The sequence below is a fragment of the Streptomyces sp. NPDC058459 genome, assembly GCF_042721685.1.
GTDB lineage: Bacteria > Actinomycetota > Actinomycetes > Streptomycetales > Streptomycetaceae > Streptomyces.
In genome coordinates this window covers 1-12,412 of sequence record NZ_JBHXLV010000191.1, presented here as the reverse complement: position 1 = coordinate 12,412, position 12,412 = coordinate 1, and the positions used below count along the sequence as shown (strand labels likewise).

The 12,412-nt window shown below is 68.0% G+C and carries 18 protein-coding genes and 1 pseudogene; 18 read left to right on the top strand and 1 reads right to left on the bottom strand.

Annotated elements, in window-relative coordinates; all coding sequences use genetic code 11:
- The first annotated feature begins 67 nt into the window (after window positions 1–67).
- The 6 genes and pseudogenes from lepB to ACFWN1_RS26550 all read left to right on the top strand — a co-directional run bounded on the left by lepB (window position 68) and on the right by ACFWN1_RS26550 (window position 4,266).
- Entirely contained in the window at window positions 68–811 is a 744-nt protein-coding gene (lepB, locus tag ACFWN1_RS26575) for a signal peptidase I (protein ID WP_384366919.1), read from the top strand.
- Window positions 801–1,313, top strand: a complete 513-nt coding sequence (locus ACFWN1_RS26570; protein ID WP_384366916.1) for an NUDIX hydrolase — start codon at window positions 801–803, stop codon at window positions 1,311–1,313. The genes lepB and ACFWN1_RS26570 overlap by 11 nt, the downstream gene beginning before the upstream one ends.
- A gap of 56 nt (window positions 1,314–1,369) precedes the next feature.
- Window positions 1,370–1,678, top strand: a complete 309-nt coding sequence (locus tag ACFWN1_RS26565) for a DUF2469 domain-containing protein (RefSeq protein ID WP_018544766.1) — start codon at window positions 1,370–1,372, stop codon at window positions 1,676–1,678.
- Between the two features lie 106 nt (window positions 1,679–1,784).
- Window positions 1,785–2,150 (top strand): YraN family protein, encoded by a 366-nt coding sequence (locus tag ACFWN1_RS26560; protein WP_384366913.1) that lies wholly within the window; start codon window positions 1,785–1,787, stop codon window positions 2,148–2,150.
- Window positions 2,151–2,402, top strand: a pseudogene (locus ACFWN1_RS26555) (magnesium chelatase domain-containing protein); the annotation flags it as partial.
- Window positions 2,403–2,445: 43 nt separating this feature from the next.
- Window positions 2,446–4,266, top strand: a complete 1,821-nt coding sequence (locus ACFWN1_RS26550; RefSeq protein WP_384366910.1) for a recombinase family protein — start codon at window positions 2,446–2,448, stop codon at window positions 4,264–4,266.
- A 65-nt stretch (window positions 4,267–4,331) separates the two neighbouring features.
- On the opposite strand, the gene ACFWN1_RS26545 is transcribed toward ACFWN1_RS26550, so the two are convergent.
- Window positions 4,332–4,850 (bottom strand): hypothetical protein, encoded by a 519-nt coding sequence (locus ACFWN1_RS26545; protein ID WP_384366907.1) that lies wholly within the window; start codon window positions 4,848–4,850, stop codon window positions 4,332–4,334.
- Between the two features lie 225 nt (window positions 4,851–5,075).
- On the opposite strand from ACFWN1_RS26545, the gene ACFWN1_RS26540 reads away from it, so the two are divergent.
- The 12 genes from ACFWN1_RS26540 (at window position 5,076) to ACFWN1_RS26485 (ending at window position 12,286) form a co-directional block, all read left to right on the top strand.
- Window positions 5,076–5,312 (top strand): helix-turn-helix transcriptional regulator, encoded by a 237-nt coding sequence (locus ACFWN1_RS26540; protein ID WP_384366904.1) that lies wholly within the window; start codon window positions 5,076–5,078, stop codon window positions 5,310–5,312.
- A 309-nt stretch (window positions 5,313–5,621) separates the two neighbouring features.
- Window positions 5,622–6,110 (top strand): hypothetical protein, encoded by a 489-nt coding sequence (locus ACFWN1_RS26535; protein WP_384366902.1) that lies wholly within the window; start codon window positions 5,622–5,624, stop codon window positions 6,108–6,110.
- Between the two features lie 3 nt (window positions 6,111–6,113).
- A complete protein-coding gene (locus ACFWN1_RS26530) occupies window positions 6,114–6,545 on the top strand; it encodes a hypothetical protein (protein ID WP_384366899.1) in 432 nt (143 codons plus the stop codon).
- Window positions 6,546–6,721: 176 nt separating this feature from the next.
- Window positions 6,722–7,075 (top strand): hypothetical protein, encoded by a 354-nt coding sequence (locus ACFWN1_RS26525; RefSeq protein ID WP_384366896.1) that lies wholly within the window; start codon window positions 6,722–6,724, stop codon window positions 7,073–7,075.
- On the top strand, window positions 7,072–9,126 hold the full coding sequence (locus ACFWN1_RS26520) for an AAA family ATPase (protein ID WP_384366893.1): 2,055 nt from the start codon (window positions 7,072–7,074) through the stop codon (window positions 9,124–9,126). The genes ACFWN1_RS26525 and ACFWN1_RS26520 overlap by 4 nt, the downstream gene beginning before the upstream one ends.
- 317 nt (window positions 9,127–9,443) lie before the next feature.
- Entirely contained in the window at window positions 9,444–9,827 is a 384-nt protein-coding gene (locus ACFWN1_RS26515) for a hypothetical protein (protein ID WP_384366890.1), read from the top strand.
- Window positions 9,828–9,833: 6 nt separating this feature from the next.
- Window positions 9,834–9,995, top strand: a complete 162-nt coding sequence (locus ACFWN1_RS26510; RefSeq protein ID WP_384366887.1) for a hypothetical protein — start codon at window positions 9,834–9,836, stop codon at window positions 9,993–9,995.
- Window positions 9,996–10,088: 93 nt separating this feature from the next.
- Window positions 10,089–10,403 carry a hypothetical protein gene (locus ACFWN1_RS26505; RefSeq protein ID WP_384366884.1) on the top strand — a complete coding sequence of 105 codons (315 nt, stop codon included), beginning with the start codon at window positions 10,089–10,091 and terminating at the stop codon, window positions 10,401–10,403.
- Window positions 10,400–10,780: a hypothetical protein gene (locus tag ACFWN1_RS26500; RefSeq protein WP_384366881.1), complete on the top strand. Its 381-nt coding sequence runs from the start codon at window positions 10,400–10,402 to the stop codon at window positions 10,778–10,780. The genes ACFWN1_RS26505 and ACFWN1_RS26500 overlap by 4 nt, the downstream gene beginning before the upstream one ends.
- Window positions 10,777–10,968 carry a hypothetical protein gene (locus tag ACFWN1_RS26495; RefSeq protein WP_384366878.1) on the top strand — a complete coding sequence of 64 codons (192 nt, stop codon included), beginning with the start codon at window positions 10,777–10,779 and terminating at the stop codon, window positions 10,966–10,968. Before ACFWN1_RS26500 ends, ACFWN1_RS26495 begins: the two co-directional genes overlap by 4 nt.
- Before the next feature lie 82 nt (window positions 10,969–11,050).
- On the top strand, window positions 11,051–11,518 hold the full coding sequence (locus tag ACFWN1_RS26490) for a hypothetical protein (RefSeq protein WP_384366875.1): 468 nt from the start codon (window positions 11,051–11,053) through the stop codon (window positions 11,516–11,518).
- A gap of 168 nt (window positions 11,519–11,686) precedes the next feature.
- Window positions 11,687–12,286 (top strand): hypothetical protein, encoded by a 600-nt coding sequence (locus ACFWN1_RS26485; RefSeq protein WP_384366873.1) that lies wholly within the window; start codon window positions 11,687–11,689, stop codon window positions 12,284–12,286.
- Window positions 12,287–12,412 lie beyond the last annotated feature (126 nt).

Here is a 12,412-nt window from a genome sequence, read left to right as displayed (position 1 = left end):
CCGGTGTGCTACCAAGAGCGCATCGTGGCAGGCCGGGCGACCCCGGCGGAGGGGACCGGGAGACGACATGGCGAGTGCCGCGGGCGCGGGGTCCAGGGGGGGCCTGGGCGGAAAGCTGTCAGGAGCGGCGGTGGCCCTGGGCCTGCTGCTCTTCCTGGCCGGCTTCGGCTGGGCGGCGGTGAGCTACCGGCCGTACACCGTGCCGACCAGCTCGATGGCCCCGACCATCGACGCCGGGGACCGGGTGCTGGCCCAGCGGGTCGACGGCGCCAAGGTGCGCCGGGGGGACGTGGTCGTGTTCGGCGACAAGACCTGGGTGACCGGTTCCGACCTGGTCAAGCGGGTGGTCGCGGTCGGCGGGGACACGGTCGCGTGCTGCACCGACGGCAAGCTCACCGTCGACGGCAAGCCGGTCGACGAGCCCTACCTGCCCAAGGGCGCCCCGGCCGAGATTCAGGGCTTCGGGACGGTGAAGGTGCCCGAGGGCAGGCTCTTCCTGCTCGGTGACGAGCGCCAGGGCTCGCTGGACTCCACCGCCCACCTGACCGACGCCGCCGGGGGCACGGTGAGCCGGAGCGCGGTGGTCGCCCGGGTGGACTCCGTCGTCTGGCCGATGCGGGGCATGCTCGCCCGGCCGACCGGGTTCGAGGCGCTGGGCACGCTGTCGAAGCCGGGGCCGCTGCCGCTGATCGAGGTGATGATCGTCGCCGGTGCGGTGCTGGTCCTGGCCGGCGCCGCCTACGGCCCGGTCGCGGCGGGCCTTGGCCGTACCCGCGCCCGGACCGGCCCGGAGCCCGTCCATGCCGGCTGACGTCCCGGACACCCACGCGGGCGGGCTGCGCAAGGTCGCCCGTGTGGTGCTGCTGGACCCCGCGGACCGCATCCTGCTGCTGCACGGGCATGAGCCGGACGACCCGGCCGACGACTGGTGGTTCACCCCCGGCGGCGGGGTGGAGGGCGCCGAGACGCGCGAGCAGGCCGCGCTCAGGGAGCTGGCCGAGGAGACCGGGATCACCGAGGTCGAGCTGGGTCCGGTGCTGTGGCGGCGCAGGTGTTCCTTCCCGTTCGCCGGGCGCCGCTGGGACCAGGACGAGTGGTACTACCTGGCGCGCACGAGGCAGACGGTGACAACCGCCCAGGGGCTGACCGAGCTGGAGCGGCGCAGTGTGTCGGGAGCGCGCTGGTGGACCTGCCGGGAACTCGAGCGGGCGCATGAGACGGTGTACCCGACCAGACTCGCCGGGCTGCTGCGCACGCTGCTCGACGAGGGTCCCCCGGCCGGACCCGTGACCCTCGGCACGGAAATCGTCTGAGGGTTCGCCGGACTGGCGCACAATGGGGGGATCGCACGGCTGAAGGGGAACATGCCATGAGCGCCGAGGACCTCGAGAAGTACGAGACCGAGATGGAGCTGAAGCTCTACCGGGAGTACCGAGACGTCGTCGGTCTGTTCAAATACGTGATCGAGACGGAACGGCGCTTCTACCTCACCAACGACTACGAGATGCAGGTGCACTCGGTTCAGGGCGAGGTGTTCTTCGAGGTGACGATGGCTGACGCCTGGGTGTGGGACATGTACCGCCCGGCGCGGTTCGTCAAGCAGGTCCGGGTGTTGACGTTCAAGGACGTGAACATCGAAGAGCTGAACAAGAGCGATCTGGAGCTGCCGAGCGGCTGAGTTCACCCGCACGGGTGGCGGAGTTCTCCACAACCGAGGCTCCGTCCACCAAGATCCACTTCTTTCGGTGCACCCCGTCACGGTGGGTGCCGGAGGTGGTGCCGACATGGACAAGGCACGCAGTGGACTGGGCAGGTACGGCGAGGAGCTGGCCGCGCGGCGGCTGACCGAGGCCGGGATGAGCATCCTGGAGCGCAACTGGCGCTGCGGGCGGGCCGGCGAGATCGACATCGTGGCGCGGGACGGCGGCACACTGGTCGTCTGCGAGGTGAAGACCCGCAGGGACGGCGGCTTCCAGCATCCGATGGCCGCCGTCACGCCCGAGAAGGCACGGCGGCTGCTGGACCTGGCCGAGCGATGGGTCCACGCGCACGGCGGTGCACCGCCCGGCGGGGTCCGGGTCGATCTGGTCGGGGTGCTGCTGCCCCGGCGCGGGGCGCCCTCCGTGGAGCATGTGCGGGGGGTGGCCTGAATGGGATTCGCCCGTACCTGCGCGGTGGCCCTGGTCGGCGTCGAGGGGGTCCTCGTCGAGGTCCAGGCCGACCTGGAGCCCGGAGTAGCCGCCTTCACCCTGGTGGGGCTGCCGGACAAGAGCCTGACCGAGAGCCGGGACCGGGTCCGGGCCGCCGTGGTGAACTCCGGCGGCGAATGGCCGCAGAAGAAGCTCACCGTGGGACTCAGCCCGGCCTCGGTGCCCAAGGCCGGCTCGGGGTTCGATCTGTCAAGTCCTGGGCTAAGACACGCTTAAGGCGCTACTCTCATGGGTCATGAAGACCGAGGCCACTGTCGGCAGACGCCGCCGCGTCGTGATCTACTGCCGGATCTCAGACGACCGCGAGGGCCGCCGCTACGGCGTGAAGCGGCAGGAAGAAGCCTGCCGAAAACTTGCCGACCATCTGGACGCTGATGTCATTGAAGTCCTGATCGAGAACGACACCAGCGCCTACTCCGGCAAGCCCCGCCCCAAGTACAACCGCCTGCTAGAGATACTCCGAAACGGTGAAGCTGACGGTGTCCTTGCGCTCACGTCCCGACGGCTCCAGCGCCGCTACCGTGAAGCGTTCGACTTCCTGGACCTCGTAGAGGCCGGGGACATCCTCGTCGCCACCGTGAAGGGCGGCACCTACGACCTGACGACTGCCGACGGCCGGCGGGAAGCTCGCCGCAAGGCCGTGGACGACCAGTTCGAGGCGGAAGAGGTAGCCGAGCGCGTCCGTGACGCCAAGCAGGACAACCTCCGAGAAGGCACCTACCGAGGCGGTCCCCGCCCATTCGGCTACGAGGCAGACGGAGTCACCCCCCGGTCCCTGGCATGCCCTCAGTGCCCGGCAGCAGAGTCCTTCGTGATCAAGCGGCAGGACGACGAGGACGGCAAGGACTTCACCATCACCGCGGTCTGCGGCGATTGCGGAACGAATGCCGAGCTTGCTGCTAACTCCGAGGCGTGGCACCTGATGAAGGCCATCGACGCCGTCATTGCGGGCGACTCCCTCCGCGGCATCACCCGCGAGTGGGCCGCCAAGAAGATCCGCACCGTCCCTCGCCGCCAACGCCTGGAAGACGGCTCCCGCACGGAACCCGTCTCGCGCCAGTGGGAGCACGTGGACCTGCGCCGACTACTACTGCGCCCCCGTAACGCCGGCCTCATCGATCACCACGGCGAGATCGTCGGCAGGGCCGTATGGCCTGCACTCACCAGCGAAGACAAGTGGCGTGCGGCGCGGAACATCCTTGAGAACCCAGAACGCCGTACAACGACCAGCAACGCCCGGAAGTGGGTAGGGTCCGGCCTTTACCTGTGCGGTGCCCTAGTGACTCGCTACACGGCCGTAGACGGCCGCGAGTACGTGCACACCGGCCAGTACAGCCAGGACGACGAGGCGTGGCCTCTGTATGCCCCCGCAGGCCCCTACGATGGGCATCCCATGACGTCCACGGAGCTGGAATCGGCGGCAGGGGAGCTGAAGGCATCCGAGACCCGAGCCGTGCCGCCCGGTCATCGAGGGTGCCGCGAAAGCCTGCGCTGCTCCACGTCAGGGACAGGAAAGGCTCGACAGCACCAGATCGCCTACCGCTGCCGAGGGGGCGCGCATGTCACCCGCACTGCCCATCTGCTGGACGGGTACGTCGAAGCGGTGGCTATCGAACGTCTGAGCCGCCCTGACGCCGTGGCCTTGTTCGTTCCGTCGCCTCGGACGGGAGATTCGACGGAGCAACTGGCGCTACGGGCCAACACGCTGCGAGTGAAGCTTGATCAGTACGGCATGGACTACGCCGACGATCTGATCACCCGCAAGCAGATGCTTGACGGCACGGCCCGGACCCGGACCAAGCTGGCGGAGATCGAGGTGGAGATGGCGCGCAGGGCCACCGTGCCAGTGCTCGCCCGCCTGCCGCTCGGCACTCCAAAGATCGCGAAGGCGTGGAAGGACTACACGTTGGAGCGGAAGCGCGCGATCATCGACGCCCTCATGGAGGTCACAGTGCTTCCGTCTCGACGCGGCCGGCCGAAGGGCTTCAAGCCGGGCGCCGGCCAGGTGTACTTCGACCCCACCGCCGTGCGCATCGAGTGGAAGACGTCGGGCTGACGGAACGTGTCGTAAGGGCCTGCACTCGATTTGTGTGCAGGCCCTCTTCTGTGTCGGAAGGGTGATCAGGTAGCCGGGTGGCTGGTATCCCGTGTGACGCCCTCGCGCCTGGCCCGGTGCAACCATCCACGGACAGTGGAAGCTGTGGTCCCTCGCCGCGCTGCCAAGACCCCAGCGGGGTTGCGTTCGCCAGTGGACGCGATCCGCGCGTACTCCTCTGCGGCCTCAGCCAGTTGCAGCAAACTCTTACGGCGGCGCACCTCGTGCCCGTTCTTGGGCTCGTCCAGCTCGGGGAACTTCTGACGCACAAGTGCCTCAGCCCACTCAGTCGCCGATGACTCGACCTCCGAGCCAACGTCGCCCCCCAGCCGCTTGACCACCGCAGCCTGCGCTGTTCGGTCCCACCGGGCGATCGGCATCTCGCGGATAGCGGAGGCCCCGACAGTGAAGTTGTTCAGGGGGTCGGGCTCCGGCCGGGAGTGCACGTTGACGCCGATGGCCTGCAACGGCTGGCCAGGGATGGCGAGGTATTTGAACGTGGTTGCCACGTCGGGGTGCTCGTCGTCGAGGACGGTGGCTTCCACGGTGCGGGAGCCAGCCGGTCCGGTCGGGGCTGGTTCGGGCGCGGCGACAGTAACCGTCGAGGGGGGTGCGGGCATGTGGGTCATCGTTGCGCACCCCCTGGGGGTGTGCAACACCGGCTGGGATGGCGCGTTGCAAACGCGCCAAGCCGCGCAGCCCAAGAGGTGTTTACAACGCATGTTGGGAGACTGTTGACAACACTCTTTAAACGTGTGTTGAATAGGGTCATGGAAACCGAAGACCTCTTGAAGGTCTCCGCGGTTCGTCGTCTTGTCGCGTCTGGCAAGCTTCGCGAACGGCGGGAAATCCTTCACCTCTCGGCACGAGAGATGGCTGCTGCCATCTCCGTTAGTCCCGCGGCCGTCTGCTTCTGGGAATCCGGACGGAACATGCCGCGTCCGGCCGCCGCCCTCCGGCTGGCGAAGATCCTCGACATCAAGCCGGACTTGCTGGAAGCGGCGTGAACGCCCGAGCCAAGGCGGCCGAAGCCGCTGCACAGGGCGATCTGGTGGGCGAGTCGTACTGGCTCTCCCTAGCGGAACTAGTTGACCAGGCCCCGCCACTCAGCCCCATGCAGATCGGCAGGCTGAGCGTCCTCGTCGCGCTCGAACCCGCAGCCAACGAACCCGCCGCATAGAAACGGCCCCCGCCAGACCGCAGGTGTCCAACCACCAGCGCGACGAGGGCCCCGAAGCGCCACCCGTCCAACCAGAACAGAACAACGGCCGCGCATGTGGGAGTGCCATCCCGCGCGGCCGTCGAAAGGAGCTTCAGTGAAGCGTAACGCGACCTCCCCCGCCGCCGCCATCCCTGACCCGCTGCTGACCGACGCGGCCCGCGAGCACAGCCACGCCCCGGACACTGCCCCCTCCACCAAGGGCGGCAGCCTCCCCCCGAAGGCCGCTGCCGTCGTTCTCGGGCACCTTCTGTACAGCGAGGCGTGCCAGGAAGACAACCCCGCCGCCGCGCTCGACAACATCGCCGACAACCTGCCCAGCGTGATGCCGGACGTCTTTCGGATCATGAACACCGACCCGGCCACCGCCGAGCTACTGCTGCCCCTGCTCATCGACCGCGTGTGGACGTACACCCTGGTCGAGAGCTGCCGCGCCGATGTCGCCGCGAACTACGGAGACTACGGCTACGCGTTCGACCTGCTGATCGACGGGCTCAACACCGGCGCCGACCCGAAAGTGATCCGGGCAGACGCCCGCCGCGTCATGTCGGTTCTCCAGGCCGAGCGCGTCGAGACGAGCGCCTGACCCATGGACGACTTCAAGGACATCGCCGCCAGCATCAGCGCTCCCGCCGTCTGGTACGCGGCCGTGCAGGAAGCCAGCGCCAAGCTGCACCGCCAGCACCCCGGCGGCATCGACGTCACCCTGATCGGCCACGAGGCGTGGCGGCAGCTCACTCCCGTACAGAGGGCTCACGCCCTCGACGAACTGTTCGTCACGTACATCGCCCGCATCCGCGAGGAAGAACGCATCAGCCGGCTGGACGTGGCGGCGGCCACCGTGAAGACGTATCTCGAAGGCGACGACGAGTACATCCTCCAGGACGCGTTGAGCATCGTGTCCCGCCCGATCGCCGAGGACGCCGAGGTCACGGTGTCCGCATCCGCGCTCGCCAACGTCCTCGCCGAACTCGACCTGATCCGGCACCGCCTGACCATGCGTGGCGAGGCCGACGGGTGACAACCCGTGCCACTGCCACCGCCCCCTGCCCGGTCGCTACGGCGGCCGGGCGGAGGCGCCCGCGACCAACCGTCGCACCCCTGAGCCAGGACACACCCCTAATCACCCGTGAGGCCGCTCCCACTGGGGAGAACTCAACCCGCACCGGCCTCGCACCTTCGCGACAAGGCAGACACATGAGCGCGACGAACACCCCCACGGGGCCCGCTGGTGCGGACCGGCCCCACTCAACGCAGGACACCACCACCGCGGGCACCCAGCTAAACCTTGACTCGGCACTCTCCCGTATCGCCGACCTCAACGACGAGCAACTGCAAAACCTCGTCACCGACCTGGACTCCGCACTGGCCGACTGCCACGGCTGCCTCACCACCGACGACATGGACCTGATCGCCGTGGCCGCCGGCGCCCGGATCACCCTCCGAAAGCGGCGCGCTGTTGCTGCCCGGACTCGCGCGATCCATCGCGTACACCAGCTGTGCAACGAGGCCAAGGGTGCACTCGGTACTGGCGTCGGCGGTACTGCATGACGACCGTCGCGTACACCGCCATTGACAGGCTTCGTGACGTCCTCCGTGACCTCGGTGAGCCGACCCGCATGGATCGTGGCGACAGCTTCCGTACCCGTGGCATCTGCCACGACGGCGACGACCCCGACACGGTGTCCGTGCGGCGCAACGGCGGAAAGGTAGACATCCGCTGCCACAAGTGCGACGGAGACGACGACTTCCTGACCGCGATCGGGTGGACGCCCCGCGACCTGTACGACGAGCCCCGAGAAGGACGCGGGGTCGGCCAGGAACGCCCCGTGCTGGTGCGCAGGCCGAGGACGAAGCCATCCCCGCCGAAAGCCCCACACGAGCGCAAGAAGGCACAGAGGCCATTGCGTGACGAGGTCGCCGCCTACCCGTACTGCGACGAGGACGGCACCCTGCTGTACGAGGTCGTCCGCATCGAGACCAACGGGCGCAAGAGCTTTCGACAGCTCGGCGCTGACGGTTGCTATGGCATCGACGGCATCCGCCGTGTCCTGTATCAGCTCCCACACGTCCTCGAAGTCGCGCAGGCCGGCGGAACCATCATGGTGGTCGAAGGCGAGAAGGACGTCGAAAGCCTCAACGCGATCGACATGTGTGCCACGACCACCACCAACGGCGCGAAGTCGGAGTGGCTGCCCGAGTTCACACAGTCCCTCAAAGGGGCCGGCCAGATCGTGGTGGTCGCCGACAACGACGAGACCGGGAAGGAACGCGCCCTCCGGGTCACAGATGCGCTAGCTGGTGCAGGTATCCCGGTCCGGGCGGTCCTCCCCGCGGTCGATGCCCCCAAGGCAGATATCACCGACCACTTGCAGGCCGGATTCGGGTTCGATGACCTGGTGCCGCTCGACGGACCCACGGACCACACCCGTGCCGAAGACAGCATGTGGACCAGGGAGGACATGTGGGCCCCCGAGCGGACCGAGGCGGAGAAGGAAGCCGCAGACGCCGAACCCAAGATCGTCGTGCGCAAGGCGTCAACGATCAATGTGAAGAAGACCGAGTGGTTGTGGGACACCACCAAGGAAGGTTCGGTACCGCACACCGAAGGTCGCATCCCCCTCGGAATGCTCTCCATGGCGGCCGGGCTCCCTGGTACTGGCAAGTCCCAGTTCGCTGTCTGGCTGACCGCGCACATCACGCGGGGAACCCTTCCCGGATGTTTCCACGGGCAGCCTAGGAACGTCATCTACGCGGCCACCGAGGACGACTGGGAACGCACCATCGCCCCGCGCTTGATCGCTGCCGGTGCAGACATGGATCGCGTGTTCATCGTGGCTGTACAGGTGAGAGAGCACAGCGGTATCAAGCTGAACGTCGCCGAACACCACGAGGCCCTGTGCAAGTTCGCCGAGGCCAACGACGTCGCAATGACCGTGTTCGATCCGCTGCTCTCCCACATCGGAAGCGACGTCAACGCCAACGCCGAAACGGAAGTGCGCGCTGCACTGGAACCGCTGGTTAGGAGCGCCGCCAAGGCAGGGTTGACGATCATTGGCCTCTCTCACTTCAACAAGGGCTCAGGCACGGACCCGATGGAACGCCTCATGGGGTCCCGCGGTTTCTCGGCTCTGCTGCGCGCGCTGATCGTATTCAGCCGAGACAAGGACGCGGAGGAGGAGGGGCCGGCTCGGTTCGTTCTCAGCCAGGCCAAGAGCAACCTGGGGCGCACCGACATCCCGTCGTACTCGTACACCCTGGCCAACACCATCGTGCAGTTGGAGGACGGAGACGAGACACACGTACCCAGGTTCGTGCTGGGCCCGGAATCCGGCACCTCGGTAGAGAAGCAGCTCGAACAGGTCGGCCAGTCCAGCGTGGACGTTGAGATCGGCAAGGACTGTGTGAAGTGGCTCCGCACCTACCTGATGAACGCTGGCGGGGAAGCCGACCTTGCGGACATCAAGAAGGCGTACAAGACCCTGGACTTCTCCCAACCGACTGTCTACCGCGCGCGCAAGGCCCTCGGGGTCACCGGGGAGACGACCGGTCTGGCCGGACAGCAGGTGACGGTGTGGCGCATGCCGGAGGAACCGAAGTGAGAACGGGCCGATTCTCACTGGAGACGCCAATCGGCCTCGCACGAGCGCGCGTAGCCCCACCGTGAGAACGCGAGAAAGTGAGAAACCAGGCCCTGATCTGCGGTTTCGGCGAGAACGGGGGTGAGAAACGGTGAGAACCATTGGACGTCACATCGATTCTCACTACCCCGTGGATTCTCACAGATTCTCACCCCGATTCTCGCTATTAGTGCAGGTCAGGGGATGGATTATCACTTTCAGAGGATTCTCAGCCGCAGGGCTACGCGCGCGACGACCACGACAAGAACGCCAAGTACAGCCCCACCGAAAGGAATCCCATGACCGACCGCACCCTCACCCATGGCGTGCCCGACGACCTCGCCGACGACATCCGCGATCACCGCTACGCCATCCTTCAGACCCGCGTCGAACGCATCCCCAAGCTGGCCAAGGGCCTCCGCTGCCAGGAACCGGACGGCTGCCCCCAGACCGCCACCCTCGCCACCCTCGCCGTTGAGGGCACCACCGAGGACGACAACACGCTCGGCCTCTGCCTGGTCAAGCAGAACGGACTCCCCGTCTGCATCGTGACCTGCGACCAGCACCGCAGCGAGGCCAGCCACGACCTCTACTACCTGCTCACCGAACAGACCCGGCCGGACGGCATCCGCGCCTTCGACCTCCCCGGCGTCCACATGCAGTGGCACACCAACGAGGAGTAGAAGTCCATGACCGAGGCCGCCAACGCTCCCAAGACACCAGCACACCCCATCCCCACCTGGGACGGAAGCCGATGCCCCTCCTGCAACCGGCCCACCTACCACCGCAAGCTCAACGGCGTCCAACTCCACTGGGGCACCTGCCCACTGTGGGGAAAGACGACCACCTGACCCACACGCAAACGGCCGCCCCGCAGGAACCGGGGCGGCCACCCCCACAGCATCCCATCCCACCCCCCATCAACCTGCTGAAAGTGAAACGCCATGACCAAAAAAGGCGGCCCCTACCCCCGGCTCCGGCTCGACCTCGCCACCAAAGCCACGCAAGGCGCAGCAGTCCTCGACCTGGTCCTCACCCACGGCCAGAGCTTCCGACAGGCAGCCGCCACCCTCGACATGAGCCCCACCACCGCCTGGCGCCGGTTCTGGTTCGCCATCGACCTCAACACCCCGACCCGCGCCGGCTGCAAGCCCGGCCCCATCCCACCGCAGCGCGGCACCCGAGCCTGCCCCAACGGCCGCCCATACCTGCCGACCTACGACGGCCGCACGACCCCACTGAAAGGAACCCTCCGATGAGTACGACACCCACCACCCGCAAGGTCGCCGCGCTGCTGGCGCTGGCCTACGGCAAGCCGATCCGGTACGCCGCCGGCATGGCCGAGGTCGCCCCGTCCACCGTGTCCGTCTGGAAGAAGGAGCCCGCGTTCGCTGCTGAACTCGCCGCGGTCCGGCAGGTGTACGAGCGGGACCCGCGCAACTGGGAAGCGCTGGTTGCCCGGCTGGACGAGGCGGAGCAGCGGCTGCGCCCTCCCGGAATGCACGTCGACCGCGGCGGCACCATCCGCGTGCGGGCGCTGATCCCGGCCGGCTCCTCGCCGGCACAGGTCCGCCGGCTGGCTGGGCGGGCGGTGGCCAGGGGGATGCGGGCCGCTGCTCGGGAGGCGCAGCAGTGACGTCCCACGTCGAGCAGCAGGTGGCCGCCCGGATAGCTGCCGCCAAGGCGAAGGCGGAGCGGGAGCGGCAGCAGCGCGAGGAGCTGGCCGCCGCCCGCCGTGCGGGTGTGGCCCGCAGGCATGCGGCCAAGCTCGCCCGCTTCGCCGAGGCCATCGACAACGGGGTCCTGGCCGCGTCCGGGGCCTGACCGCCAAGGGTCCGCAATGGTGCGGACCCCCTAGACCTCCCGGCCGCAGACGAGCGGCTGGGCAACCACAGAGGAGAAGTTCATGTACGGACCGAGGATCACCGGCTCGGCGGCGATGCACGCCGAGCGGATCAAGGCACGGGAGGCGGCTCGCGCGAAGGCCGCAGACGAGCGGGACAACCGGCCGACCCACGAGGTCTACGCGGAGCGGGCCGCGGCCGGCGCGCGGGCGGATGAGGCGCTGCGGGAGCGCGCTCGGATGGACGAGCTGCGGGCGCGCGGTGTGATCTCCGACGACTCGGAACCGGACGAGGCCGAGGAGTACGACGTCGAGGAGTACGAGGAGGAGGTCGTCGAGGACGACGACGAGGAGGGGCAGCCGGTGAGTACGGCTGAGCTGTACGCGCGTCGGGAGAGGGAGCGGCAGAAGGCGGAGCACGCGGTGAACGTGCGGGCGCAGACGGGCGCGGTAAGGGCCATGGGTCAGCCTGTGTGGCCGCAGTACCCGGTGCCGGTGAAGCCGCCGCACCGGTACGCAGATCGCTTGTAGAAGCCGTAAATCACCAACTGATGAATTGTGCCCGGCCGTCCATGAGGCGGCCGGGCACAGCCGTGTCCGCCCCGCCTTGGCCGTAACGGTCTAGGAACAGCCGCACGCCCCCCATGCCCGGCTGCCACTGTGTCCGCACCAGTACCCGCACCACCAAAGGGGGGGCCCATGCGTCGCATCCTCGTACCCGTTGCCGCCGCCTTACTCGCCACCGCCTGCGCGCCAGGCGACCGCAGCGATACGCCGGTAGACGCAGCCAAGCCGAGCGGCTCGTCGCAGGCCGCGACGGGCAGCAGCGGCGCGCAGGGCCGCAAGGGGCCGGTGCCCACACCTAGCGGACAGCTCGTCACGGCCATCCGTGCCGCGAGCCTGCCGTACAAGCCTGACGACGGGATGCCGGCCCTCTCCGACGTCAAGGTCATCAAAACCGCGGCTGACCCGTGCGCGATCCCGGCTGACGGATCGAGGGAGGAAGCCCAGTTGATCGGGGCGGTGTACGCAGGGCCGACCACGGTCAACGTGACTTTCTCGTTCACCAACCCGTGCCGCGTGCCACTGGCCTACGACTACAAGATCACGGCGGCGATCGGGAGCGCCAAGGGCAAGCAGGCTGGCGGAGGCGCGGAAGGCACCACCCCGGATCTCAAGCCAGGCCAGACGGTCAAACAGGTCGTGCCCGTCGACGTGTTCGGCGACCTCACCCCCGAGCAGCAGCAACAACTGTGGGTGGGCTGTACCGGGATCGGTAAGCAGAACGCTGGTCGCTAATGAGCGGAGGCCCCCGCCATGACGGGCGGGGGCCACGCATGGGGTGCTGCTAGATACAGTCGTCGGGCCAAACGGCACGGTTGAGGAACATGTCCGGCGGGAGTTCCACGCTGGCCAGGGTCTCGG